24 protein-coding genes and 1 tRNA gene are annotated in these 26,114 nt (G+C 60.2%); 7 read left to right on the top strand and 18 right to left on the bottom strand.

Annotated features, from left to right (window positions below; translation table 11 throughout):
* Positions 1-13: 13 nt before the first annotated feature.
* Positions 14-1,726 carry an HAD family hydrolase gene (locus tag FJ425_RS11760; protein WP_140635250.1) on the bottom strand — a complete coding sequence of 571 codons (1,713 nt, stop codon included), beginning with the start codon at positions 1,724-1,726 and terminating at the stop codon, positions 14-16.
* Positions 1,727-1,964: 238 nt separating this feature from the next.
* Between FJ425_RS11760 and FJ425_RS11755 the strand changes: the two genes are divergently transcribed.
* Positions 1,965-2,474, top strand: coding sequence for an anthrone oxygenase family protein (locus tag FJ425_RS11755; RefSeq protein WP_140635248.1), 510 nt, complete (start codon positions 1,965-1,967; stop codon positions 2,472-2,474).
* A gap of 85 nt (positions 2,475-2,559) precedes the next feature.
* Here FJ425_RS11755 and FJ425_RS11750 read toward each other — a convergent pair.
* From FJ425_RS11750 to FJ425_RS11730, 5 genes are all read right to left on the bottom strand, one after another.
* Positions 2,560-2,634: transfer RNA gene (locus tag FJ425_RS11750), tRNA-Gln, on the bottom strand.
* 204 nt (positions 2,635-2,838) lie between these two features.
* Positions 2,839-3,822 carry an NAD-dependent epimerase/dehydratase family protein gene (locus FJ425_RS11745; protein WP_140635247.1) on the bottom strand — a complete coding sequence of 328 codons (984 nt, stop codon included), beginning with the start codon at positions 3,820-3,822 and terminating at the stop codon, positions 2,839-2,841.
* A 95-nt stretch (positions 3,823-3,917) separates the two neighbouring features.
* A complete protein-coding gene (gmd, locus tag FJ425_RS11740) occupies positions 3,918-4,901 on the bottom strand; it encodes a GDP-mannose 4,6-dehydratase (RefSeq protein WP_140635245.1) in 984 nt (327 codons plus the stop codon).
* Between the two features lie 99 nt (positions 4,902-5,000).
* Positions 5,001-6,425 carry a phosphomannomutase gene (locus tag FJ425_RS11735; RefSeq protein ID WP_140723553.1) on the bottom strand — a complete coding sequence of 475 codons (1,425 nt, stop codon included), beginning with the start codon at positions 6,423-6,425 and terminating at the stop codon, positions 5,001-5,003.
* Between the two features lie 392 nt (positions 6,426-6,817).
* Complete coding sequence (locus FJ425_RS11730; protein WP_140723550.1) at positions 6,818-7,150, bottom strand: hypothetical protein; 333 nt, start codon at positions 7,148-7,150, stop codon at positions 6,818-6,820.
* Between the two features lie 250 nt (positions 7,151-7,400).
* Here FJ425_RS11730 and FJ425_RS11725 point away from each other — a divergent pair, with 250 nt between their 5' ends.
* Both FJ425_RS11725 and FJ425_RS11720 read left to right on the top strand, forming a co-directional pair.
* On the top strand, positions 7,401-8,501 hold the full coding sequence (locus tag FJ425_RS11725) for an acyltransferase (protein WP_140723547.1): 1,101 nt from the start codon (positions 7,401-7,403) through the stop codon (positions 8,499-8,501).
* 113 nt (positions 8,502-8,614) lie between these two features.
* Positions 8,615-9,670 carry an NAD-dependent epimerase/dehydratase family protein gene (locus FJ425_RS11720; protein WP_140723544.1) on the top strand — a complete coding sequence of 352 codons (1,056 nt, stop codon included), beginning with the start codon at positions 8,615-8,617 and terminating at the stop codon, positions 9,668-9,670.
* Positions 9,671-9,710: 40 nt separating this feature from the next.
* Here FJ425_RS11720 and FJ425_RS11715 read toward each other — a convergent pair whose 3' ends face one another.
* Positions 9,711-11,579 (bottom strand): rhamnan synthesis F family protein, encoded by a 1,869-nt coding sequence (locus FJ425_RS11715; protein WP_140723541.1) that lies wholly within the window; start codon positions 11,577-11,579, stop codon positions 9,711-9,713.
* Positions 11,580-11,751: 172 nt separating this feature from the next.
* Between FJ425_RS11715 and FJ425_RS11710 the strand changes: the two genes are divergently transcribed.
* The gene (locus tag FJ425_RS11710) at positions 11,752-12,642 is read left to right on the top strand and encodes a hypothetical protein (RefSeq protein ID WP_140723538.1); all 891 of its coding nucleotides are present in this window, start codon (positions 11,752-11,754) and stop codon (positions 12,640-12,642) included.
* On the opposite strand, the gene FJ425_RS11705 is transcribed toward FJ425_RS11710, so the two are convergent.
* The 7 genes from FJ425_RS11705 to FJ425_RS11675 form a co-directional block, all read right to left on the bottom strand.
* Positions 12,624-14,057: an ABC transporter ATP-binding protein gene (locus FJ425_RS11705; RefSeq protein WP_140723535.1), complete on the bottom strand. Its 1,434-nt coding sequence runs from the start codon at positions 14,055-14,057 to the stop codon at positions 12,624-12,626. The genes FJ425_RS11710 and FJ425_RS11705 overlap by 19 nt on opposite strands.
* The gene (locus tag FJ425_RS11700; protein WP_140723531.1) at positions 14,047-14,829 is read right to left on the bottom strand and encodes an ABC transporter permease; all 783 of its coding nucleotides are present in this window, start codon (positions 14,827-14,829) and stop codon (positions 14,047-14,049) included. The genes FJ425_RS11705 and FJ425_RS11700 overlap by 11 nt, the downstream gene beginning before the upstream one ends.
* Before the next feature lie 25 nt (positions 14,830-14,854).
* A complete protein-coding gene (gene rfbD / locus FJ425_RS11695) occupies positions 14,855-15,742 on the bottom strand; it encodes a dTDP-4-dehydrorhamnose reductase (protein ID WP_140723528.1) in 888 nt (295 codons plus the stop codon).
* Positions 15,739-16,932 carry a dTDP-glucose 4,6-dehydratase gene (gene rfbB / locus FJ425_RS11690; protein WP_246677920.1) on the bottom strand — a complete coding sequence of 398 codons (1,194 nt, stop codon included), beginning with the start codon at positions 16,930-16,932 and terminating at the stop codon, positions 15,739-15,741. The genes rfbD and rfbB overlap by 4 nt, the downstream gene beginning before the upstream one ends.
* 14 nt (positions 16,933-16,946) lie before the next feature.
* Entirely contained in the window at positions 16,947-17,501 is a 555-nt protein-coding gene (gene rfbC, locus FJ425_RS11685) for a dTDP-4-dehydrorhamnose 3,5-epimerase (RefSeq protein ID WP_140723525.1), read from the bottom strand.
* Complete coding sequence (gene rfbA, locus FJ425_RS11680; RefSeq protein ID WP_140723522.1) at positions 17,494-18,384, bottom strand: glucose-1-phosphate thymidylyltransferase RfbA; 891 nt, start codon at positions 18,382-18,384, stop codon at positions 17,494-17,496. The genes rfbC and rfbA overlap by 8 nt, the downstream gene beginning before the upstream one ends.
* Before the next feature lie 221 nt (positions 18,385-18,605).
* On the bottom strand, positions 18,606-19,196 hold the full coding sequence (locus FJ425_RS11675; protein WP_140541571.1) for a biotin transporter BioY: 591 nt from the start codon (positions 19,194-19,196) through the stop codon (positions 18,606-18,608).
* A 220-nt stretch (positions 19,197-19,416) separates the two neighbouring features.
* Here FJ425_RS11675 and FJ425_RS11670 point away from each other — a divergent pair, with 220 nt between their 5' ends.
* Positions 19,417-20,325 carry an MBL fold metallo-hydrolase gene (locus tag FJ425_RS11670; RefSeq protein WP_140723520.1) on the top strand — a complete coding sequence of 303 codons (909 nt, stop codon included), beginning with the start codon at positions 19,417-19,419 and terminating at the stop codon, positions 20,323-20,325.
* On the opposite strand, the gene FJ425_RS11665 is transcribed toward FJ425_RS11670, so the two are convergent.
* The gene (locus tag FJ425_RS11665; protein WP_140723517.1) at positions 20,326-21,111 is read right to left on the bottom strand and encodes a DUF1499 domain-containing protein; all 786 of its coding nucleotides are present in this window, start codon (positions 21,109-21,111) and stop codon (positions 20,326-20,328) included.
* 82 nt (positions 21,112-21,193) lie between these two features.
* Positions 21,194-22,822: a fatty-acid--CoA ligase gene (locus FJ425_RS11660; protein ID WP_140723514.1), complete on the bottom strand. Its 1,629-nt coding sequence runs from the start codon at positions 22,820-22,822 to the stop codon at positions 21,194-21,196.
* A gap of 192 nt (positions 22,823-23,014) precedes the next feature.
* Between FJ425_RS11660 and FJ425_RS11655 the strand changes: the two genes are divergently transcribed.
* On the top strand, positions 23,015-23,371 hold the full coding sequence (locus tag FJ425_RS11655) for a hypothetical protein (RefSeq protein ID WP_140541575.1): 357 nt from the start codon (positions 23,015-23,017) through the stop codon (positions 23,369-23,371).
* Between the two features lie 200 nt (positions 23,372-23,571).
* Positions 23,572-23,961, top strand: coding sequence for a DUF427 domain-containing protein (locus FJ425_RS11650; protein ID WP_140541576.1), 390 nt, complete (start codon positions 23,572-23,574; stop codon positions 23,959-23,961).
* 83 nt (positions 23,962-24,044) lie between these two features.
* Here FJ425_RS11650 and FJ425_RS11645 read toward each other — a convergent pair whose 3' ends face one another.
* A complete protein-coding gene (locus tag FJ425_RS11645; protein WP_140723814.1) occupies positions 24,045-24,782 on the bottom strand; it encodes a polysaccharide deacetylase family protein in 738 nt (245 codons plus the stop codon).
* Positions 24,783-24,916: 134 nt separating this feature from the next.
* Entirely contained in the window at positions 24,917-26,017 is a 1,101-nt protein-coding gene (locus FJ425_RS11640) for a glycosyltransferase family 9 protein (RefSeq protein ID WP_140723511.1), read from the bottom strand.
* Positions 26,018-26,114 lie beyond the last annotated feature (97 nt).

Below are 26,114 nucleotides of genomic sequence, written 5' to 3'. Positions count from 1 at the left end.
CTGGCGAACCGATCTACTTCTCCGCAGCGGAGGCTGGCGCCGTATAGCGGCGGCGCACGGCGTCGATCACCAGCTTGCGGCTCTCGTCGGCCGACAATGTCTTGTTCTTCTCCGCCTCAGCCGTTTCTCGGGCGAGGTCCTCGTCTCTGATCTGCTGGCGGAACCATTTGGAATAGTCGCCGGCGCGCAGATGGTATTCCCATGTCCTGTCGTCGATGCCTTCCGCCATCTGCGCGAAGATGATGAGATTGTGGGCCCTGAGGTTCATCGCCTTCCTGGGACCGGTGAAGTAGAAGCTGCCCGCCTCGTCGAGTTCGCCTTCTGCATATTTGCGGCTGTGGCGCTTCAGCGACTGGTCGGGCTCGATTGCCTTTATCGTGAACGGCTTCTTGCCGTCGTGCGGCCGCCAGAACAGCACCCGGTCGTCCTTGGGCAACGGCATGTTCTTTGGAGCCTGGAGCCCCGTTTCCTTGCAGAAGGTCTTGATCACGCCCTTTGCCTTGGGCCCAAGCGCAATCACCGCCGTCACCAGGCCGAGCGCATCGGTCGAGATCGCTTCCGGATGGACGGTGATCAGCACCGTGCCGGGCAGCTCGATCGAAAGCACGGATCGCGTATCCCCGCGTCGCTTGGGCATCAAATGATGCGCCTCGTCGATGATCAGCCAGTGCGGCCTTGCCGTGCGATAGCGGACATTGCCGAGGCCGGGCAGCAATTCGGCGAAGAAATCGGGCCTTTCATCGACCTTCAGCGCCAGGCCGTTGACCACGATATTGGTCTGTGGTTTCTCGATCAATTCCAGCAACTGTTCCTTGTTCGGCGCGGTTGAGCCGTTGCCGAGCGGCACCGCGCCTTTCAGTTCGTCATAGTCGCCCTCGGGGTCGAAAATGCAGAATTGCAGACCCTTTTCGACCAGCCGCTCGGTGAGCGCTATAGCCAAGGTCGATTTGCCGATGCCCGAGCTGCCGGCGATCAGCACCGTTTCCATCGGCGACAGATAGATCTCTTTCCCGCGCGAGGTCCCGAGCAGCACGCCGCGCAAGCGTTTCTTAGCCACCAGATGATCGTGCTTGATCAGCTTGCGGATCAGTTCCTCGACGCCCGTGCCGCGCGCCTCCCTGGTGACGAGGTCGGCAGTTTCCTTGACGGCGGGCAGCGCGTTGGCCACCGCGACGCTGCAGCCCGAAGCCCTGAGGAAGGCGTGGTCGTTTTCGGCGTCGCCGACGGCCACGACATTGTGCGGCGACAGCTTCAGGTCGTCTAGCGCCGCCACCAGCCCGGTCGCCTTGTTGATGCCGGAAGGCAGGATCATCACCGCGCCCTTGTTGAAGATGATCTCCAGCTCCAGCCCGAGCTGCTTGATGACGTCGAGCACGGTGGCTTGGTGCGGCTCCCAGGTGGCGACGATCGAGCGGCCGACGGACAGCGGCTTCACGCCGCGCTTCTTGAGCCTGTCGACAAGATCCGCGGAAGGCGAGGGGGCGATCGTGCGCTCTTCCTCGCTGGCCGGCGTGTAGACCAGCGCGCCGTTTTCGGCGACGACCTTGTCGAACAGGGAAAGTTCGGGAAACACCTCCTTGAGATCGGGCAGTTCCCGCCCGGTGACCAGGATCAGCTTGCGCCCGGACTTCTTCAGCTTCTCCAGTGCCAAGATCGTGCTGGCCGCGACCAGGCCATCATGCGCCAGCGTGCCATCATAATCGGTGGCCAATGCCATGAAATACATCGGTTGAAACCTCTCCGAACGGTGTTTGTCGGTCCGTCTGGAACGAACAACGCCTGTCGGCGGAAAAGGTTTAGGTGTCGAAACGATCGCGGTGTTTCGCCCAGCTCACGGCCCATACAGCGCGCTGCCCGGCGGAATTGGAGCGTACGCCGATGGGAACTCGGTCGGCAGGATCACGTTCCGTCTTGACGAGGTTGCTTCCGCACAAGCGCTCGAGCTGGAGTGAGATGCCGATCCGATGTATGTCTTTCTGGAGGTCCTGACCGTCGTCCTTGTGGCCGGGGCGATGGCTATGGCGCTCGCCCACGCGCTGGAGCTGCCCGGCAAGTTGCTACTCGGTAGGCAAGAGTATTTCGTTGTCCAACGCATCTACTACCCGGGTTTCACGATTGGAGGCGGCATCGCGGAGATCGGTGGGATCCTCGCGACTTTTGCGCTGATGCTGACGTCGAGCGGTGCGCTCCATGTCTGGCTGATCGCCGGCGCCTTGATCGCGCTCCTCGCCATGCAGTTTGTCTTCTGGTTCATGACCCAGCCGGTCAACAAGCACTGGCTGCAGGACGTGGAATTGAACGCGCCGGCAAAGCGCTTCTTCGCGACTGAAGGCAGCGACGGAGCTCCGCTCCCATCAGCGCAGGAGTGGACAGCGCTGCGCAACCGCTGGGAACTGTCGCACGTTATCCGCGCGGCACTGGCGATGCTGAGCCTGATCCTGCTCACCACCGCAATCGCCATTCAAGGCGCCTGATGTCCGACGGCTTTCCGGTCGAACCACGCGATGCTTCAAACGCCTTGACCGATCGTCCGTTCGAGCTCGGCGCTGATGTGGAGGTTGGCTGGGGCGCCAGGATTCGAACCTGGGAATGTCGGTACCAAAAACCGATGCCTTACCACTTGGCGACGCCCCAGCAGGCGGGCATGCCGCGCTGCGCGCGGCCTTATAGGACGAGGCGGCGCAAAGCTCAATGCCGGGAGATCAACTAAAATCGGCAGCGAGGCGGGGCGCCATTTCCGGCCAGTTCGTCGCCGATCGCCCGGCGGTGGATCGTAAGCCGCACGCGTCGCGCGGCTGCTTCGAGCAGTGCTGGCGCGGGAGCGGCTCAGCTCCGGCTTCAGGGAAGCAGGCGATGTGTCCTTGCCTCCGCCTGGGCCACGCGTGCGCGGCAATCCTCCAGGACGGCCGCAAGCGTATCGTCGAAGGGATGCTCGGGCGCCCAGCCGAGCAGGGTCCGGGCGCGGGTCGCATCGCCGACGATGCATGGCAGATCGCTCGGCCGCAGCCGCAGCGGATCCTGCTCCGTGACGATCTTGACGCTGCTGCGGGCCAGCAGCCGATCGAGGATGTCTCCCATCCGCCAGGAGAGGCCGGACGCAAGGTTGAAAATGGCGTTCGGCGCAAGATCGCGGCTCTTCAGAACCGCGCGCGCATAGGCGTTGGCGATGTCGCGTGCATCCAGGAAATCGCGCCTCGCATCGAGATTGCCGACGCGGATCACCGGCGGAGCCAGGCCCGCTTCGATCCGGGCGATCTGCATGGCGAAGGCCGGCACGGCAAATGCCTCGGTCTGGCCCGGGCCCGTATGGTTGAAGGGGCGCATTCGGACACACTTCAACCCCTGGCGCGAAAGCGCGCCGAGCGCGAGGTCGGCCGCGGCCTTGCTCACGGCGTAGTCGTCGATCGGAGCAAGCAGCGTGCCTTCGTCGAGCGGGCGTCCGGTCTTGGCGCTTTCGCCATAGACCAAGCCCGATCCGACATGAACCAGCCAGCAGTCCGGAGCCTTGTCGAGGACGGCATGGGCCACGTTGAGCGCGCCGCCCACATGAATGCGCCATGTGTTGCGGGGATCGGCCTGGGCAGCACCCAGGGCGGCGACCGCCGCCATGTGAATGACATGGGCGGGCCGGTGACGGGCAATGGCATCATGGACGGCGGCCGGATCGGTCACGTCCAGTTCTTCCACCTGGCCGAAGGCGGGATGCGGACCACCATCCTTGGAGGTCGCGACAATGGCAATTTCGCGGCCGCAAATCCTGCGCAGCGCGTCGCCCACATAGGGCCCGACGAAACCGTTGGCGCCGGTTATCAAAACGCGCATGCCGGCCTCACGGACCACGACGAATTGTCCGCACGCGGATGCGTGGCAGAAGACGGTGCGTCAAGTCATCGACCTGTAGATGCAAGAGCTTCCTTTCAATTCCTGGCAGCCGAGTGGCGCGCCAGATCGGCGTCCACCATTTCGCGGATCATATCCTCCAGGGAGATCGTGGCTTCCCATCCGAGCTTCGCCTTTGCCTTGGCCGGATTGCCGCGAAGGATTTCGACTTCCGCCGGCCTGAACAGGTCGGGATCGATGAAAAGATGGTCATCCATCTCCAGCCCTACATGCTCGAACGCGATCCTGCACATATCGCGCACCGTCGTCGTCCTGCCGGTGGCGACCACATAGTCGTCGGGCTGATCCTGCTGCAGCATCAGCCACATGGCGCGGACATAGTCCCTGGAGTGGCCCCAGTCGCGCTTGGCGTCGATGTTGCCCAGGCGCAGTTCCCTTGCCAGGCCCTTCTTGATGCGCGCGACGGCGTCCGTGACTTTGCGTGTCACGAATTCGATGCCGCGAAGCGGCGATTCGTGATTGAACAGGATGCCGCTCGAAGCGTGCAGGCCGAAGCTCTCGCGATAATTGACGGTGATCCAGTGACCGTAGACCTTCGCCACCGCATAGGGAGAGCGGGGATGGAAAGGCGTGGTCTCCGACTGCACCGGCTCCTGGATAAGGCCGTACATCTCCGACGACGACGCCTGGTAGAAACGCGCCGCGGGGATCTCGAGACGCAGCGCCTCCAGAACATTGGTGACGCCGATACCGGTGACATTTCCGGTCAGAATCGGCTGCTGCCATGAGGATTTGACGAAAGACTGTGCGGCAAGGTTGTAGACCTCGTCCGGCCTTACGTCGCGCATGGTTCGACTAAGACCCGACAGGTCCGTCAGGTTGCCGTCCACGATCCGCACGTCGTTTTCGATCCCCAGCCATTTCAGGCGCGTGGTGTTGACATCGGCTGTGCTCGACCGCCGCGCCAGGCCGTGGACTCGGTAACCCTTCGAAAGCAGGAGCTGGGCCAGATAGGCGCCATCCTGCCCCGTAATGCCGGTTATCAACGCCGTTCTTGTCATCGATGCTCTCAGGGCTCGAGCGAGACGTGGGGCACGAGTCCCCGTTATTGTAGAGCGGGCCGCGCCCCAAGCCTGCGGCGATCGCTGGCTCCGTCTTCGTTATACGGCTTCTGATTCATCTGCCAGCGTGGTGTCGCGCACTCGTTCCAGCGCCATTGCCACAATCTCGCTCGCCCTGTCATGGCTGGCGGCCTCGGCATAGCACCGAAATTCGGGAGCGTTGCCGGAAGGCCGCAGATGGATGATCTCGCCGCTGGTCATCCGTGCCCTGAGACCGTCGGTCTCATCGACGTCCAAGACGCTGCCGAAGGGGGCAAGGAAGTGCTGCAAGGCGTCGCGGTCGGCGAGCTTTCGCATCAAGCCGCGCGATTTCTCGACAGGGAAGTTCTCGAGCCGTTCGCTGGCGCAGACCGGAAGCCTCCAGGTTTCGCGCAGGCCGGACAGCGATTTTCCGGACGATGCCATCGTGCCCAGCACCGCCAGGATCGGCAAAAATGAATCCCGTGTCGGCAGCGCCGACAAAAACTTGCCGTTCACCACGCAGTCCGACCCAAGAAGAACCCCGCCATTGGCTTCGAAGCCGACGATAATGCCGCCTGCCTGCCGCGCGGCGTCCATTCCCTCTATGACGAAAGGGGATCCGACCTTCGTTCTTCTGACGCAGAATCCGAAAGCCTCGGAGATGCCTGAATTGGAGGTGATCGGCGTCACCACAATGTCGGCCTTGAGGAACAGCGCCGTGGCCAACCCGATCAGGTCGCCGCGGAACAGTTCGCCACTGTCGTCGATGACAAGCGGGCGATCCGCATCGGCGTCGGCCGAGAGCACGGCGTCGAATTCGAATTCGCGCACCCAGTCTTTCACCCTCGCCATCGTTTCCTGGTCGACGGCCTCCGTATCGACGGGCACGAAGGTTTCCGTTTTCCCGACGGGGATCACCTCGGCGCCGTAGGACCGCAGGACCTCGACCAGCAGCTCCGCCGCAACCGTGCTGTGCTGGTAGACGCCGAGACGCATTCCGAAAAGGGCGCGAGGGAGCAGAATGCCGTCGACACGATCTCGAAAGGCCGCGAGCGCCTGTTCATGGCCGGCTTGCCGGTCCGCATGGGCCGGAGGCCAGGGATATCGATCCGACAGTTCCGCGACATGAGCGGTGATCGCGGCCTCGTCCGCCTTGTCGATCTCGCCCTTCGGCCCATAGAACTTGATACCGTTGCGGTCGGCGGGAATATGCGACCCGGTCACCATAAGCGCCGCGGCGCCGTGCAGGCGGGCGTAAAAGGCGAGCGCGGGCGTGGGGATGGGACCGCAATCGACCGGCTGGAAGCCGGCCGCGGCCAATGCCGCCATGCAGTCTTTGGCAATCGTTGGGCTGCTGTCGCGCAAATCGCGCCCGACGAAGACCTTGCCTTGCTGAAATCCGGTCGACCGCAAGCGCCGGGCGAAACCCTCGGTATAAAGTCCGCTTGGCCTTCCAACCAATTCGGAAGCCAAACCCCGAACGCCGCTTGAGCCGAATTTCATCAGTCTGCTTTGCTGTTGGAAGACTGCCGACGCTCATTGGAATGAGCCCGGCCGCCCCCGGCTGTCAACAGCAAAAACAACTCGAAATCCGCGTCTTTCCTAGAGCAATTCCAGGAAAAGTGTGAGCGGTTTTCCGTCCGGAATTGCGTAAAATCAAAGAGCCATGCTTGGCGATGCAGCTTACGAAATAAGCAGGCGCAGTTCCTTGTCTCGCTTGCGCAAGCTGTTGCGGATCGACGAGATCTTCTCGGCTTGCAGCGACCTCAGTGCTTCTTCTGGCATCTCAACTGGTGCCTTCTTCGCGGAAAAATAGAACTCGAATTGGCCAGGGGACGTCGGCTCGAGAAAATCCGGAACCAGGGAAAAGAGGCCCAACCTGCAAGCGCCGTCAATCAGGTCGAGAAACGAAGACGGCGTAAATATCCAGCAGTGACTATCGATGTAAGATGCATTGTCCCTAATTTCATATGCTTGTTGCAAAGCCAAGAATGGAGCTGGCGATCCGGAAAATGCAGGGGTCGCGTCAGTTCTTCAGTCGACGCATAGTCGACGTAGGAGACATCATCGACTGGCAGAGTAGGGAAATTAAGAGCGCCTATTTCAAGGCCCTTTTGTTCCCTATAGAGAACGCCGCGCGCCAAGCACTTTTCCCGGTTCGATGTTGGCTCCCACTTCGCCAGGAATTCTTCATCAAAGCCGTTCAGACCGTCCTGCGTCACTGCCATCACCATCCTCAAGCCAATTGAGTAGGCGCGAAGATGCCATCAGGCAGGCCCAGGACAAAAATATCGTCCACCGCCACTTCAGATTGCAGATCCCCGACCCGCCGCCCTGTTATCGCGTTAACGCAGGGAGAGGGAGGGCTAGAAGTTTTTTGGGGCACTTGGCTGCACGTATGTTTTTCGGACAGCTTTTGCTTTGCACTGTGTACCCCATCACGGTAGAAGCGCCATTCATACGAGAAGGACGCAGCTATTGCAGATTGAAGGGCAAGGAAAATCCAGGCTAAAATACCTGAATGCCCTGAGAGGCTTGGCTGCGATGTGGGTGCTGATGGAGCACACCGCTCTTAGCCTTTCCCCACGACTGTACGTACCCGATTGGCTCGATATGTTCGTTGTCAGCGGGTCGATGGGTGTCGAGCTTTTTTTCGTCGTCAGCGCCTTCTCGCTCTGCCTATCTATGCCTGGGCACGCCCAGGAAAAACGCCCCCTAGTCGGCTTCGCTCTGCGCCGCTTTTTCCGTATTGCGCCTCTATTTTACCTGGTAATGCTCTTGATGATCATCCGATATCCAGAACGTGAGTTCGGTGAAATCTTCGCGAACGTTTTTTTTGTTTTCAATTTTATTGATGGATACCAGCCATCGATAGTTCCTTCGGGTTGGACCATCGGAATCGAGATGCCGTTTTACCTCGTTTTCCCCTTTATTTACGCGCGAGTGAAAAATATTTGGCATGCGGCAGCAGCAGTTGTGCTGTTTATTATTATTGGAAACGTTTATCAGCTGGCACTACCGGCGCTGGTCGCCACCCCGAGCAATTACATTCTCTATGCCGCAATTCACAAATTGCCAATTTTTGGATTTGGTTTGCTCGCGTTCCATCTGGCTCCGTATCTGGCAAAAAACCCCGAAAAGCGGTCTATTGGTATCTTCTTGTTATTTTCATCGATAGCGATATTCATGATGATTCAGTCGGGTCGATCTTCGCTTATTGAGCCATACTACTGGCGTGGGGCGATGTTCTGCCTGGTCGTTCTCGGATTTTCCGCCGCTCCGATGCCTGCGCTGGTGAACTACTGGACAGATTGGTTGGGGGAGCGCAGCTACAGCATCTATCTCGTCCATGTTCCCGTCATTTTGATATTGCAGGGAGCAATCAGAGCAATCGAGCGATCCACGCCACAGTCGGTTTCCTACCTAGTGATACTGATCGTGGTCGCTACATGTGTCATTGCCGTATCCGCAGCAACATATTCTCTACTTGAGCGGCCGGTGAATGACTACGGGCGCAAGGTCGCCCGACGGCTAGCCGGCGCACCAGCGGTGGCACGACTAGCACCAGCTGAAGGATAGCGCGATATCGGCGGAGCGGCCCGGCGCCCACCAAGAGGCATAGGCCGGACTCTAGAGGTGCTGATCTCATCGCAACGGACTCTCTGTAACAGAATTGAAAAGGAGACCTATGAATGGACGGAGTTTGCCTCGTTACCGGTGGGGCCGGTTTTATCGGCTGCGCGATATCGGAGAAACTGACGCGTAAATTTGATCGGGTGGTCGCGATCGATAATCTTCACCCTCAAATCCACGCTGTACGAGAAAGACCGAAGGCGCTTTCGTCTCAAGTCGAACTGATCGTTTCGGACGTGACCGAGATCGCTACTTGGGACGACGTCCTAACAAGGTATCGTCCAGACGTGATCATTCATCTTGCGGCAGAGACCGGGACAGGACAGTCTCTCACGGAAGCCACGCGCCATGCGCTTGTGAATGTCGTTGGCACAACGCGAATGCTCGACGCGCTTGCAAAGGTCGATCACGTTCCATCTCGCTTTGTGCTGTCATCGAGTCGAGCAGTTTACGGAGAAGGTGCCTGGAAAGACAGGACGTCTGGAGCCACTATCTATCCAGGACAGAGGTCCAAGGCCCAGCTTGAAGCGAAGCAATGGGATTTTCCTAACGCGACGTCATTATCGATGGGTGCCAAACACACAAGGCCAGACCCCACAAGCGTCTACGGGGCGACGAAACTCACTCAAGAGCAGGTTCTGCGGGCTTGGACGCTTTCGTTCGGTTCGGTCCTCAATGTCCTGCGGCTTCAGAATGTCTACGGACCAGGGCAGTCGCTAACGAACTCCTATACCGGGATCGTTTCCTTGTTCATCCGGATGGCCAAGGAAGGGCGATCGATACCGGTCTACGAAGATGGAGACATCGGACGGGATTTTATCCTGATAGACGATGTCGCGAATGCAATAGTTGAAGCCGCTGATGCCGATCTGCCAAAGGCGGAGGCATTCGATATCGGAACCGGCGAAAAGACCACAATTCTGCAGCTCGCTGAAATCATTGCAAAAAGGTACGGGGCACCGCCTCCACAAATTACCGGAGCGTTTCGGAACGGAGACGTCCGGTGTGCCGTTGCCGACATCACCGACACGACAAAAGCAATGCGTTGGCGGCCGCAGTTCCCGGTCGGAAAGGGTATATCGATTCTTGGCGATTGGATCGACACGCTTGTTTAGGCAATTGTGCCTCGGCGCTCGAGCGCCGAGGCATCCCACGCTAGAAGCGGAAGCGAGCAACTAGTCGCTGATACAACGGACGAGCATACCGTGCCAACTTCGGGTAACGGAAGGCGGCACTGCGTTCTGTAGCGTACAAAAGGCCCCGCATTGCCTGCTTGATTGTTTCACCTGCATATCCTGACCTTTCCCATAGGGTCAGCATATGATTCTGCCAGCGAAAATCACCATTGGGAAAATGTGATGACAGTTGCCGATGCTTGTATTCCAGCATCGCATAATTGTGTTCGGCCTGATGCGCGCACATCACTACTATTGTGCGAAATCCAGCGCCTTGCGCAACATAGGGAATAAGGCGTTCTAAAACATGAGCTAGGCCACCGTCGACGTGATGGGGCTCGGCGTTGAAATCGTCATACTGCCACTTTCTTTCGAATAGTTTCCGCAGAGCCCTGGGCTTGAACCAAAACATCGTCCCGAAGGCGCCGACCGGCGTGTGCTCGTCAAAAGTCACGTTCAGCTCAAGTTCCTCAGCGACGCTTTGTGCTTTTGGACGGTTAGCAAACCAAGCATGCCCAAGTGTCGGATAGGATATGTGGACCAGCGGGGGTATAGCGAGGCCGAGGCTGGGTGAGCGGCTGAACAGCGCTATCAGGTGTTCGACATATCCTCGGCTGTTTAACAAATTATCGAACATGTGGCGCTTGAAAAGATTGCCCCGAGACGCAAAGACCTGTGGAGACTTTTTGGTATGAAGCCGACAGACAAGATCATATCGGTCATCCAAAAAGAATTCGCGGCAGTCGATAAACAGTGACGCCATATCGCGCCCGCGATTTTGCTTTACAACCAAAACGAATGCATTCTTGATCGATGCTTCCGAGCGAATTCGCTCTTCTATCTCAGCCTTCTTTTCTTCAGAGCTTGTCGTGGCGATAAAATCATAACCGTGAGGGATATGCCTCGCGTGAGACAAAATCTCATCAAGCATCTCGGTGTAGTAAACATGCGCGCAGACCGCTATACGCAGGCCGCTATCACTAGTTCCTTCTGAAATATCCGGCAAGACGCGAATAAGAGACGCATTTGTTATCAGAGTTCCGAGTGTCGCCGTCCTTAGAATGTTCGTCCAGATTTGTTCGACAGGATAATCCGACGTCTCCTCAATTATGCGCAACGCCCGCGGAAGGTCGACAGCATTCTGCTCGAGAAACATTGGATCATGGAAAAATAGTCTACGCTTTAATATCGGAGAACGCCGAAGTAAGGACTCGTCAACGTCGATAAATGCCGGATAGTCAGACCAATTATCGTCTGCATTGAGATAGACTTCCATCGAAAACCCGAGGTCCGTAAAATGCTGTGTGAAACGGCTTTCGTGCTTGAGGATGGAGTCTGTGTAACTGTCAATTGGCGACATCGAACGCCAGTACGACTCGAACTCGCTGGACATCGCCATCTTCTTCCGGATTGCGATGAAATGCGAATTCAGGTGCATGGGCAAAACACCAGCCCCCGTGAACGGGTTCGGAGTCATCTTGCGATGTGCGGTCATTCCCCAAAAATCACAGGACGTGGCGTCCATGCGGTCAAACATTTCGGAGAACGGATAGATTGGACCATAGAAGGTATGATTTAAAAGGATGACTTCATCCCATAGAGCGAGCTTATCGAACCCGACGTGCTCAAGGGCGGCTTTATAAGCCCAGACATCAAACCCTACGTTGTCGCGAATGAGAATTTCATCGACCAGATCGACAATTTTTGAACGTGATTCGGTTGTAATCGGACCATTGCTAACGAATACGATCGTGGAGACATTGGTTCGAAGCCCGCCTAACAGGGTCACCATATAGTCGTCTATGATGCCATCCTTGTCGTAAAAGAAGGCAATTGCTAAGCGCCGCATACAAATCTCCGGTTCATTCGAAATGACAAGGCTCGTGCATCAAGCCCAGTCTCGCCCCCGTTAACCCGCCGCGCGTAGATACAATACGAAACTAGGTAGTGCCACCGAAATGCTGTCGTACAAGTCTCTACCGGTTGCAAATAAGAAAATGCTAAACTAAGAAAATACTGAAATGACGAAACACGCCCTACTTATCCTTGGCGCCCCAAGGAGCGGAACATCATACATATCTCAACTCCTTGGAACCGCTCTTAACGGGCTTCCGCGATATTCGCTTCCAGCTAACGTGCTTAATGAGGCGGGATTTTGGGAACCCGCGCGAATTGTCGAGATCCACGACAGGCTGCTGACGGATATCGGGCTGGCATGGCATTCTAACCGTGAGCGCGACATCAGACGACTCACATATTCCCAATTGCAGACCTACAAGGCCGAATTGTGGTATGAGTTTTCCCGCAATTTCAGCGAGAGTTATTTTGCCGTGATGAAGGACCCTCGCCTTTCGAGCCTACTACCAATCTGGCAAATGATCTTTCGCGATCAGGGAGTCTGGGCTGCTTCGGTATTGGTTTATCGACCCTTCGTAGAGGTTCAATCCTCGTTCCAGCGGGCGTTCACGAGCTATGCCGATAAGGCTATCGAAGTCTGGCTTCGGTATACGCTTGACGCGGAACTATTTTCGAGGAGGCTACCAAGATCGATTGTACGCTACCATACCGCAATGGCCGACTGGAGATACGTACCTCAAAAGGTAGCGATAGATACGGGGATCGAGTTTCACACAGCCGTCAAGGATCGTATGCATATTCTGGAGACGATCCCCAGGCGCGAATTGAGACATTTCGATCAGCCTAGATCATCGTCTGTCGATGAAGGTCCCTTGCATTCGTTGGCCACTCGCCTCGAAGCGCTGATCGAGGCGGCCGCAGAAGGGCAGCTCGATATTTCCGCCATGGACGCGGTGCGAGCAGAATTCAACGAATTGGTCAACCTGGGGAGCGCTAGGGCTCCGAACAAAGTACCGCCGTCAACACCAGGTTTTCCTCAATCAATAAACTCGTGATTAAATACAATTCCTAAGTCTACGATTCCGGTTGCTTCTAGATCCGGAACTGCAGCAACTCGAAATGCCATACCATCCAAAATTCGATGGGCGAAAACGCTGCCTTCAGCTGACCGCCCCATTACTCCGGCGTTTAAAAAATACACATCAGGTAGCAATGAGGCGTTAAATTCTATAGATACCTTGACCCGTTCGCCTTTTTTCACCTGTTTTATAACAGGTGTACCTCGCACTCCTTTACCTATACCTGCAATACCAAGTCCGGTTCTGGTATTTATAAGCATACCAAATCCAACATTGTAGATTTCTTTGTCAAATTCGACATCGTATTGGTAAAAATACCTTTTTCCAAAGGCAAGTACGTTTACTTGATCTCCATTTAAGTTAACTATCTTAAGTCGATCTATCTTAGCTCCCTGCCTCTCATATTCAACTTTAGCTGGCGAGACAAGCGAAGGGTCAAACCAGCTATCGTCGCTGGAATTACTCGTATTTCTTTGATCGAAATCTAGAACGTGATCTTTATTATCAAGAGTGGTATTTTTGCTCTGACTATCGAGATGCTGAGGGCTCAGGCTACCTGTCTGCCTGATTTGTTCTCGGATGGTTAGAGCCTCGTCCCCCGCGAGGTTCATCAGTCTCTGATATTGACTTACGACACCTTTCGGCTGCCCTTCGAGTATCTTTTCGCCGCCATCGATCAACAGGGCCCGAGTGCACAATTGCACGATAGTCTGAGCTGAATGACTAACGAACAGAATAGTGCCGCCTCTGTCTTTGATGTCTTCGATGCGAGCAAAACATTTGCGTTGGAACGCTTCATCCCCCACCGCAAGGGCCTCGTCCACCACCAGAATATCAGGGTCGACATTGATGGCGGTAGCGAAGGCCAGCCGCACATACATGCCCGACGAATAGGTCTTCACTGGCTGATTGAGAAAAGGGCCGATATCAGCAAAACGGGCAATGTCATCGAAACGCCATTCCATTTCCTTGCGAGGCACGCCGAGGATCGAAGCATTGAGGAAAACATTTTCGCGGCCGGTGAATTCCGGATTGAACCCAGCACCGAGTTCAAGCAGAGCGGCGATCCGTCCGTTGACCTCGACCGAACCGCTGGTGGGCTGCAGCGTGCCACACACGATCTGCAGCAGCGTCGACTTGCCCGAGCCATTACGACCGATGATGCCGATCGTTTCGCCACGCCCGATTTCAAACGATACGCCCGACAGAGCGGCAAAATCGCGAAAATAGCGGCGCGGGGGACGGCCGATCAGACGCTCCAACCGTGGCACCACCATCTGCTTAAAGCGATCCTCGGGTCGCTCGAACATCACGTAATGCTTCGACACGTCACGCACTCGGATGGCAACATCCGAGCCGCTGGCGCCGGCCTGGTATCCGCTAGAGGACATCAGCAAATCCCCTGCGAGTTTTCTGAAAAAACTGATAGCCGAGGAACGCTATCACGATCCCCACCAGGGAGTAGTTGCCAAGCGCCACCCAGTCCGGCTGTACGCCGAAGATGACAACACTGCGAAAACTCTCGACTGGAACCGAGATGGGATTAAGTGAAAGCCATGGCTGTAGCCAGTCCGGCAGTGCCGTTCTCTGGAAAAATACCGGCGAGAGGAATACGGTCGCGGTGACGAACGGTGTCACGATCTGGTTCATATCGCGAAAGTAGACGCCGATCGATGCCAACGTCCAGGCGATGCCGAGCACCATGACAATCAGCGGCGCGAATACCACTGGGGCCAAAACCAGAGTAAGCGGAATGGCTCCGAACACCACATAGGCGAAAACGAGCAGCACCAGCAAACTGACGACGGCATGAAACAGCGCAGCGCCCGCCGAAACCACTGGCAGGATTTGAATCGGGAATACGATTTTCTTCACGTAGTTGGCATTGGCTACAATTAGCCCAGGCGCCTGTGAAACCACTTCCGCGAAAAACTGAAAAACGATCAATCCGCAGAACAGAATAATCGCGAACTCACCGGTCGAATGTGTTGCGCTTTCGTGACCGGGAACCGCCCAGCGCGATTTCATCACCACGCCGAAAACGAAGGTGTAGACGGCCAACATGAATAGAGGGTTGATCAATGACCAAAGAAGCCCGAGCGCGGAGCCGCGATAGCGGCCTGCAACTTCTCGCCCGATAAGCAGAAAGACTAACTCCCTCATAGATCGCCGGTGTACTCATGCCTGGTCATGCGCCGCTCCCCAGCCGGCGAACCACCTTCGCCGCCGACTCCCGCCATCCCGGCGCCTGCCACCCGAATGCAGCCTCAAACTTCGCGCTCGACAGCCGCGAATTTTGCGGGCGCCTGGCCTTGGTCGGATAGTCCGCCGTCGCGATATCACGCACCGTCGCGTGCGGGCCACCAAACGCCCGGCTTGTGTCGAGGATGTGACGGGCAAAGCCGCTCCAGTTGGTGTCGCCCTCGCCCGCCAGGTGATAGATGCCGAAGGCGGCGAAATTGCTGTCGTCGACCAGCTTCGGCGCCGCATGCAGGATCGCGTCGGCGATGTCGAGCGCCGAGGTCGGATTGCCCCATTGGTCGGCGACGACCGATATCTCGTCGCGGTCGGCGGCCAGCCTCAGCATCGTCTTGACGAAATTCCTGCCGAAGGGGCTGTAGACCCAGGCCGTGCGCAGGATGAGATGGCGCGGGTTGGCCGCGGCGACCGCCTCCTCGCCGGCGAGCTTGGAGGCGCCGTAGATGCCGAGCGGCGCGGTCGGGTCGGTCTCGACATAGGCGCCGTCCTTGGCGCCGTCGAAGACATAGTCGGTCGACAGATGGATGACGGGGACGCCGAGCCTTGCCGCGGCTTGCGCCACCTTGCCGGCGCCGGTTGCGTTCACGGCGAAGGCCAGGTCCTTGTCGTCCTCGGCCTGGTCGACGGCGGTGTAGGCGGCGGCGGAAACGATGAGGTCGGGCCTTGCCGCTTCAAGGGCCGCGAACACCGTGTCGGGCCGCGCAAGGTCGAGCACCGGCCGGCCGACGGCGACGACCTCGACATCGTCGCGGTTCCGCGCCGCCTCGACCAGGCTTGCGGCGACCTGGCCTTCGCGTCCGGTGACGGCAAGCCTCACGTGGTCACCTTCCGGCTCTCGGCCGCGTTTTCAGCCGGGCTACGTTCGGTCCTTGCGTCGCCGATCGGGGCGTTGCCGATCGGGGCGTTGCCGACCAGGGCATTCTCGACCTGGGCGTTTTCGACCGGGCGCGCCGTAGCCCGGCCCAGCCGCGCGCCGTCGTAGCGCTGCTCGCGGATCGGCCCCCACCACCATTTGTTGTCGAGATACCAGTCGACGGTCCGGGCCAGGCCGCTGTCGAAATCCTCCCGCGGCGCCCAGCCCAGGTCGCGCGCGATCTTGGAGGCGTCGATCGCATAACGCCGGTCGTGGCCGGGGCGGTCGGTGACGAAGGCGATCAGCTCGCGATGGCGCTTGCCGCCGGCGCGCGGCCGCCGCAGGTCGAGCAGGTCGCAGATCGCCTCGACGACGCCGAGATTGGTGCGCTCGGAATTGCCGCCGACATTGTAGCTCTCGCCCGGCCGCCCCCTGGTCGCCACCAGCTCCAGGGCGCGCGCGTGATCCTCGACGAACAGCCAGTCGCGCACATTGGCGCCGGCGCCGTAGACGGGCAGCGGCTTCTCGTCGAGCGCGTTGAGGATGACCAGCGGGATCAGCTTTTCCGGGAAATGGTAGGGGCCGTAATTGTTGGAGCAGTTGGAAAGCACGACCGGCAGCCCGTAGGTCTCGTGCCAGGCCCGCACCAGATGGTCGGAGGCCGCCTTGGAGGCCGAATAGGGCGAGGACGGCGCATAGGGGGTCTCCTCGACGAACATGCCGCCGTCGAAAGGCAGGTCGCCGAAGACCTCGTCGGTCGAGACATGGTGGAAGCGGAAGCCCGCCTTGCGCTCGTCGGACAGGCCGCGCCAATATTCCAGCGCGGCGTTCAGGATGCGGTAGGTGCCGACGATGTTGGTCTCGATGAAGGCGCCTGGACCGTCGATCGAGCGGTCGACATGGCTCTCGGCGGCGAGGTTCATGACGATGTCGATATCGTCGCGGCGCAAGATCTCCAGCACCGCGCGCTCGTCGCAGATGTCGGCCTGCTCAAAGCGGTAATTATGCGCGTTCTCGATCGGCCGCAGCGAAGCGAGGTTGCCGGCATAGGTGAGCTTGTCGAGATTGGTGACGCGGTAGGCCGGATTGGCGCACAGATGCCGGCACACGGCCGAGCCGATGAAGCCGGCGCCGCCGGTGACCAGGAAATTCATGCCGCCGTCCCTCCTCACGCGAACACCTCCGCCGCGCCCAGCAGCGGCGCGTTGCGGTCCTTGTCCGAAAGCTGGAAGCCGCCGGCGATCTCCGGCCATGCGATGCCGATCGCCGGGTCGTCGAAGCGGATCGAGCGGTCATGTTCGGGCGAATAGGTGTCGGTCACCTTGTAGAGCACCTCGGTATGCGGCACGAGCGTGACGAAACCATGCGCGAAGCCATTCGGCACCAGGACCTGGTTGCCCTTGTCGGCCGATATCTCCAGCGCTTCCCATTTGCCGAAAGTGGGCGAAGAACGGCGAATGTCGACCGCGACATCGAGCACGCTGCCCCGGATGACGCGCAGCAGCTTGGCTTGCGCGCGCGGCGGCAGCTGGTAATGCAGGCCGCGCAGCACGCCGGCCGCGACGGAATAGGAATGATTGTCCTGCACGAAGGCGAGATCGATGCCGGCTTCGGCGAAGCGCTCGGCATTCCAGGTCTCGCTGAAAAAACCGCGCGCGTCGCCATGCCGCTTCGGCACGATCTCCAGCACGCCGTCGAGGCCGAGCCGCCTGACCTCAAGCACCGCGTTCCTCCATCAGATCGGCCACCCGCCGGCGCAGATAGGCGGCATATTCGTTGTTGCCGAGCCGCGCGGCACGGTCCAGAACTTTGTCGGCGCTGATCCAGTGCTGTTCCAGCGCAATCTCCTCGGGGCACGCGATCTTGATGCCCTGGCGATGCTCGATCGTGCGCACGAAAGACGATGCCTCGAGCAGGCTGTCATGCGTGCCTGTATCCAGCCAGGCATAGCCGCGGCCGAGGCGATGCACATGCAACTCGCCACGCTCGAGATAGACATTGTTGACCGCGGTTATCTCGAGCTCGCCGCGCGCCGAAGGGCGGATCGTCGAGGCGATGTCGACCACGTCGTTGTCGTAGAAATAAAGACCGGTCACCGCCCAGTTTGACTTCGGCCTTTGCGGCTTCTCCTCGATCGTCAGGGCCTTGCCGGTGGCCTTGTCGAAGGAGACCACGCCATAACGCTCGGGATCGTCGACATAATAGGCGAAGACCGAGGCGCCGCCGTCGCGCGTCGCCGCCTCGCGGCAGAGCTGCGACAGGCCGCCGCCGAAATAGATGTTGTCGCCGAGAATCATCGACACGCTGTCCTTGCCGATGAAGTCGCGGCCGATGATGAAGGCCTCGGCGAGGCCGTTGGGCTGCGCCTGCACGGCATAGGACAATTCCAGTCCGAATTCGGAACCGTCGCCCAGCAACGCCTGGAAAACCGGCAAGTCGCGCGGAGTTGAAATGACCAGAATCTGGCGAATTCCCGCGAGCATCAGCACGCTCAGCGGGTAATAGATCATCGGCTTGTCGTAGATCGGCAGTATTTGCTTAGAAACTGCTAATGTTAGCGGATAAAGACGTGTTCCGCTGCCACCCGCAAGGATAATTCCTTTCAAAAAGCTCTCCTTGAACTACCGCGGCCCCCGCCTCGACGCCAAGTTGCCCGTGCTTAGTTTTCGGGCGCTGGCTTGTCAATGTCGGCTTTGACTGCTTCCCGACGTTACTTCATCGCTTTCTATCATCCGGCATAAGGCGGTTTCGAGCGAAATCCGACAGCGCCATGAAAAAGGGCCGGCAGGCGCCTGTCGCCCGCCGGCCCTTTTCTCGTCGATTGTTCTCAGCCGCGCTTGAGCAATGTCCACACGGCCGGCACCAGGCTGGCGGCCAAAGCCACCTTGATCAGGTCGCCGACGATGAAGGGCAGGACGCCGAACTGCCAGGACTTTTCCGGCCCGATGAGCGTGGCCAGCCAGGCAAAGCCCATGGCCATCATGACGACCTCCGCCGCCAGCATGGCGCCGAACAGCTTGAACGGGTCGCGGTCCCAGCCGCGGTCGGCGGCCCAGCCGGCGATCGCCGCCATGACCACGAAGCCGGCGAGATAGCCGCCCGTGGAGCCCAGCATATAGACAATGCCGATGCCCTTTTCCGGCGTGCCCTGGAAGACCGGCAGACCAAAAGCGCCCTCGGCGAGGTAGAGAAGGAGCGTCGCGACGGCAAGGCGCAGGCCGAATGCCGAGGCGATCAACAGCACGGCCAGCGTCTGCAGCGAGATGTCGACCGGGCCGAGCACCACTTTGGTCTTGGCCGAAAGCGTCAGCAGCAGGGTTCCGGCAAGCGCCAGGAAGAGCTGGGTCGCCAGCCGGGCAACACCCCGATCCGGCAGGGTGAGAGAAACAAGCGGGCGCATCGTGGTTGCAGTTGCCATGGTCTTCCCCATTCTGGCTGATTTGCCGGGTGGCTGATCAGCTGGCTCTTAAAGCGCATCGCGCAGAAACGCATTCAGGCGACGCGCTTTAGAATTGTCTTGATGCATGTCGTTCTCCCAAAACCGCTGCGCAGTTTTGGGAGACATGCATTGATTTTCCTATATTGGCTTCCGTATCGGACGGCAATCATTTTGCCGCATCGCAACGGAGCCCGCAGGCATGGCCCTTGAATTCGACACCAGCTTCGATCCCGCCCACGACCGGGCGGTTTCGGTCGCGCCGGATGTGCTGCGCATCACCGCAAGAAATCCGGGCCCTTTCACCTTCCACGGCACCAACAGCTATCTCGTCGGCAGCGACACGCTGGCAGTGATCGATCCAGGGCCGGAAGACGACGCCCATCTCGAAACACTGCTCAAGGCGATCGGCGGCCGACCGGTCAGCCACATCTTCGTCAGCCACACCCATCGCGACCATTCGCCTTTGGCTGCGCGCCTGAAAGAGCGCACCGGCGCGCCAACGCTTGCCGAAGGCCCGCATCGGCCGGCGCGCCCCTTGCGCATCGGCGAGGTCAATCCGCTCGACGCCAGCGCCGATCTCGCCTTCGTTCCCGATGTCGTGCTGGCCGACAATGCGCTGACCGAGGGCGACGGCTGGGCCATCCGCACCGTGCTGACGCCCGGCCACACCGCCAACCACGCCGTGTTTGCGCTCGAGGGGACCGGAACCCTGTTTTCAGCCGACCATGTCATGGCCTGGTCGACCTCGATCGTCGCGCCGCCGGACGGCGCCATGGCCGACTATATGAGCTCCCTCGACAGGCTTTTGGCGCGCGAGGATCGCTTGCTGTTGCCTGGCCATGGCGGGGCTGTGACCGCACCCCAAAGCTTCATGCGCGGCCTGAAGACGCATCGCAAGATGCGCGAAAGGGCGATCCTGGAGCGCATCCGCGCCGGAGACCGGACGATCGCGGAGATGGTCGCGGCGATCTATCGCGACACCGACCCGCGGCTGCACGGCGCCGCCGGTCTTTCAGTGCTTGCCCATCTCGAGGATCTGGTCGCGCGTGGCCTCGTGGCCACAGAAGGCGATCCGGCGATCGACGGCATTTTCAGCCCCGCCGCGTGATCACTGAGCCGGCGCCGCGCCGACCTGCCCCGCGACCTCCTGGTCGAGCTCGCCGAGGAAATCCGTGATGCGGGCGGCATTGTCGCCAAGGTCGTAGCGGCCGTAGCGCGACGCCGAGCGCATATCGACGATGACCTGCTCGCCGTCGTCGGTGATGCGGATGGCGACGTCGGCCGGCAGTCCGAGCACGAAGCCCTTGGCCAGCGCGTTGATTGTCGCTTCGCTCTGGCCGTTGATGTCGGGATAAGGCGCCGTCAATTGCCAGTCGCGGCGGTCGAGCACGGTTTCGACAGCGTCGACGACGGTTTCGAAAGGCAGATTGTAGCTGCGCCCGCTGACCAGCGGATAGGCATCGGCCTGCAGGCTCTGCTCGCCCGGGGTCGGCGGCGACAACTCGTTCATGTCGGCGGTGCGGTCGCTGGTGTCCAGCACCGGCGGATCGTCGAGATCGGTCGAGATGTCGCGCAGCGGCGGATAGATCGTCGCCCAGTAGACGGCGACGCCGTAGGGTGCCAGCACGAGCAGGGCCAGCAGCGCGCCGATGGAGAGATCGCGGCCGCCGCGATCGCCGAAGCTCCAGACCCTCGCCAGGCCGAGACCTGCCAGCAACAGGTCAAGCGCGGCCAGCAGCGCCACGAGCGCCAGTACCCACAGGAAAGGCGGCGTCTCGACGAGACCCAGCCGGTAAGCGGCAACGGCGGTGAGCAAAAGGACGAGAGAGAATGCCCCGATCCGCCGCGACCAGCCGGCCGCCCTTGACGTCTGCCGTTCAGGAATAGATGCCATTCTTTGCCGTGTCGCCCCAACCCGAGCCGAGAGTTAGCGGTTTTTGGCGCCGGCTTGAAGCCGAAAGATCGAACATTTTTCGTCAATCCGTCGGCAGGCGGTAATCCTTGAACTGGTCGCGCAAACTGGTCTTCTGGATCTTGCCGGTGGCGGTGTGCGGAATTTCGCCGACGAAGGCGACGTCATCGGGCATCCACCACTTCGCCACCTTGCCGCTCATGAAGGCGAGGATTTCGGTCTTGGTCGGCTCCTTGCCGGGCTTGCGCACCACGACGAGCAAAGGCCGCTCGCCCCATTTGGAATGCGGGATGCCGATGGCCGCCGCCTCCGCCACGTCCGGATGGCCGACGGCAAGGTTCTCGAGATCGATGGTCGATATCCACTCGCCGCCGGACTTGATGACGTCCTTTGCGCGATCGGTGATCTGCATATAGCCGCTGGCGTCGATATGAGCGACATCGCCGGTGTCGAACCAGCCATCGGCGTCGAACTGCTCGGCGCCGGCGCCGCCATAATAGGCGCGGGCCACCGCGGGGCCGCGCACCTTGAGATGTCCGAAGGTCTTGCCGTCCCAGGGCAGCGCGTTGTTGTCGTCGTCCGTCACTTTCATCTCGACGCCGAAGGGCGGGAAACCCTGCTTGCCCTGGACATCGAGCCGCGCCTCGCCGGTCAGCACCTCATGTTGCGGCTTCAAGGTGCACAGCGTGCCCAGTGGCGACATCTCGGTCATGCCCCAGGCATGCACCACCTGCACGCCGTAATTGTCCTGGAACTTGGCGGTTATGGCGCGCGGACAAGACGCCCCGCCGATGACGACCTTCTTCAGATAAGGCAGCTCCTTTCCCGTCTCCTCCAGATACTGCAGCAGCATCATCCATACGGTCGGCACGGCGGCGCTGAACGTCACCTTCTCGGTGTCGAGCAGTTCATAGACCGAAGCGCCGTCCATCTTGCAGCCCGGCATCACGAGCTTGGCACCGATCATCGGCCCGCTCTGACCGAGCCCCCAGGCGTTGGCGTGAAACATCGGCACGACCGGCAGGATCACGTCCCGGGTGGCCATGCCCATGGCGTCGGGCATGGCGGCCATCATGGCGTGAAGGACATTGGAGCGGTGGCTGTAGAGGACGCCTTTCGGGTCGCCCGTCGTGCCCGACGTGTAGCACATGCCGGCGGCGGTGTTCTCGTCGAACGTCTTCCAGGCGAAGGCGCCGTCGGCTTCGGCCAGCCATTCCTCGTAGGCGATGGCGTTCGGCAGCGAGGTTTGCGGCATATGCGCCCGGTCGGTCAGCACGATCACCCGTCGCAGCGATCGGACTGCGCCGGCGATCTTTTCCAGGAGCGGCACGAAAGTCAGGTCGACGAAGATCGCCTTGTCCTCGGCATTGTTCATGATCCAGGCGATCTGCTCGGGAAAAAGCCTCGGGTTGAGCGTGTGGTAGATCGCGCCGATGCCCATGATGCCGTACCAGGCCTCGATATGGCGGGCCGTGTTCCAGGCGAGAGTCGCGATGCGGTCGCCGAGCCTGAAGCCGTCGCGCTCCAGCCGTTGCGCCACCTTGAGCGACCGGTGATGGATCTCGGCAAAGGTGGTGCGCACGATCGGGCCTTCGATCGAGCGCGACACCACCTCCCTGCCGCCATGCTGACGTTCCGCATGATCAAGCAGCTTGTGGCAAAGCAGCGGCCATTCCTGCATCAATCCGAGCATCAATTCCTCCCCTTTGCGCATTTCGCGTCATTTGTTTCACGCATTGTGGAACGAACCGGCGGATTGTCCAGCCGTCATAAGTCGAAGCCGGTGGATGGATCGAAGGGCCAGGCAAAGCCGCCATAATCCGGCCATCGTCGCCGTTAAGGTTCATTAACGGGCTGGGTGAGATTGGCGGATGGAGAGGTTCGCATGGACGCGCAGCTCGACGATAAGGCCCTCGAAAGCACGCTTGCCGAAAGTCTGGACGATCTGACGCCGGACACCAAAACCGTTTCCGAAGATGAATTTGCCGAAGTCGTCGGCGGCGCGCTGGAGGCCGTCGGCGGAACGCTGCTGTTCCAGATGCGCGTTGAAAACGGCGCCGAGGGCGAGCATGTCGCCGCGGCCTGCATCGGTAACGCCGACAATCGTCAGTTCCTGCTGCTCACGCTGCCGACCACCGGCGGCGCGCTGAAGGTCGAGACGGCGGCGAGAAGCACCAATCCGGTCGCGGGCATTGCTGCTGCCTATGCCGGCCTCATGGACGCCTTCAAGACGGCCGCCTGACGACCCGAAGCTGACGTTCAATGAATGGTGATGACGCCAAGTGGGACGCGCGCTTGCGCGACGCGCCTGGCCGACACATGTAAGTCCCCCCTGAGAACGTTTCACCGTTTCGCGGAAACGACGAAACGTTCTCTCTTCGTTTTGACGCAATTCCGGACGGAAAAACGCACTTTTCCTGGAATTGCTCCAGGAGACCATTCATGGACAAGCTTACCAATCCAGCGCCCGGCTTCCAGCGCAACCGGGACAAGGTGATCACGGTCGAACCTTATCGCGGCACCGTCACGGTCCGCGCGGGCGACAGGATCATCGCCACATCGACTGCGGCAAAGGTTCTCTCGGAGCCACCTTACCCGGCCGTCTTCTACATCCCGTTCGACGATATCGATTTCGGCAAGCTCGCCCCGACCGACCATTCGACACATTGCCCATACAAGGGCGATGCCAGCTACTGGAGCGTCCAGCCAGCCGGCGAAGCCGGCGAGAATGCGATGTGGGCTTACGAGCATCCGTTCGACGAAATGGTCGAGATCCGCAATCACGGCGCGTTCTACACGAACAAGGTGACGGTCGAAGCCACGCCGGACTGAGCCGTAAAGGGAGGGCGTTTACGTCAATCTCGAAAGCATGTGGCTGCCAAAAATTCAGCCGTCGCCACCCTCGCGCCGCGCTCTCAATCCGTGGTGCCGTCATTGCCGACGCCCCCGGCATCGTCGAGGCGTACGAAGGTCATGCCCTTCTGCTTCAAGGCCAGCAGCCCCTGAACCACGCCCTCGCCGGCGGCATGGGTCGGCTGGTTGATGTGGGCGATGATGACATCGCCGTCCTTGGCGGCCCCGATGCGGCGCGCCGTTTCCTTCGCGCCGAGCAGCGAGCCGCCGTCGCCATTGACCGAGAAGCCTGCGATCTTGAAGCCCAGCCTGCGGATCATGGCGATCGCCGAGGGGCTGTATTCGGCGGTGGCGCCGCGAAACCATTTTGCCGCAGGGCCGCCCGCGCCAACCAGGGCGGCGGCGCCGGATTCAACCTCGGCCTGCACGGCGTCCGGACTGCCGGCGCTGCGGATGCCGAAGATCTTCCGCGGCATATCGACCGCCGGAATATGGCGGCCGCCGTGATTTTCCAACTCGAACAGGTCGGGATGCGCCCGCATGATCTCGACGGCCTCGGCATTGCGCTTCAGCCAGATGCCGGTCACGAAGATCGTCGCCGGTATCCTGTTGTCGACAAGCGCCGAAAGTATCCTTGTGTCGGTCTTTCCGCCGCAGGCATCGAGTGTCAAGGCGACGCGACCACCACCTTCAACGCCCTGCGGCTTCAGATGCAGCGTCGGCTCGAGCAGCGTCGCGGCATTGCCCGCCGACGCCGCGAACAGCACCATCGCGCAAAAGGAGTTTCGAAGCAGACCCATCATTCATTCCAAACCGGCACGCTCGGCATCATCTTCGCGCCGCGCCAAAAACTTGTCTCTAGAAGACCGGCATCTAGGCGAAAATCGGGACGGCAAACAGCGTAAAAACAGCAATCGCGAAAATTTGCTTTCGCCTATACCGCTGCTTCCAGAGGCATCTCGGTTCGGGCCAGCAACTGGAGCACGGCCTCGACGACCGCGTCGACCTCCAGGCGCCAGACGCAGCATGCCTTGTTGGGGTCGGGCCGTTCGCACAGGTCGCCACCGACGCAGTCACAAGGCATGGACGGGCATACCGCGATGCTCGGCGCGCCGACTGGCCCCCAGTGGATCGGGCTCTGCAGGCCGAACAGGCCGACGACGGGAGTGCCGACCGCGGCAGCCATGTGCATGGGGCCGCTGTCGTTGCCGAGAAACAGCCGCGCCTGCTTGAACAGCGCCGGCAACGTTTCGAGCGGGAGCGCCCCGACCAGGTTGACGATCGGCGTCTTGGCAGTCGCCAGAATCTTCTCGGCCACCCCGTTCTCATCCGGGCCTCCGACCAGGGCGACGTCGAGACCGGTTTCGGCCGCTATCCGATCGATTGCAGCGGCAAAGCGCTCGGGCTGCCAGCGGCGCCCAGGGAAGCTTGCCCCGGCATGCACCGCGACAAAGGCGTTCGGCCGAAGGTGCAGCTTGTCCAGCAGCGCCAAGGCTTTCGTCGTCTCGAACGGCAGCGGCCGGAAGGCGGGAGCCCGCACGCGCAGGTCGACGCCAAGCGCCTCCAGCGGCGAAAGATAACGATAGAGAAAGTGCTGCTCGCCATAGCCGAACGGCTTTGCCTTCACATTGGCAGGTTGGCGCGCAAACCAATGCAGGGGCCTCTCGGACGGGTGATATCCCACCCGAACCCGTGCGCCGACCAGCCCCAAGATGAACCGCGACGTCTTGGTGTCGGTGATGTCGATGGCCATCTCGAAATGGTTACGGCGCAACTTAAAGAGCGTGAGAACGAGCTCCTGCAGGCGTAGCAGCGGCGTGCCGCGCATATGGGAACGGCGGAAGGTCACAACCTCCGAGGCGATGCCGTTGGCGGTGAGGAGACCGCCGAAGCGGGCGTCGCAGAGGAAGACGATGCGGGCGTCGGGATATTCGAGCTGCAGGTTCTTCGCCAGCGCGGAGGCAAGAACGAGATCGCCAATGTGCTTCGTCTGCAGGATCAGAACCGAGCGGACCGCGGAGGTAGCCCGCGGCATCAGTGTCTGGGCTCCGGACGGACCGGAATTCGCGAAGCCGGGTTGAGATGTCGACATGTGGAACCATCACGCGCATTTTCACGTAATCTTATACAAG

The sequence above is a fragment of the Mesorhizobium sp. B2-7-2 genome (genome assembly GCF_006440775.1).
Lineage (GTDB): Bacteria > Pseudomonadota > Alphaproteobacteria > Rhizobiales > Rhizobiaceae > Mesorhizobium.
This window is presented reverse-complemented; position numbering and strand designations above follow the sequence as displayed.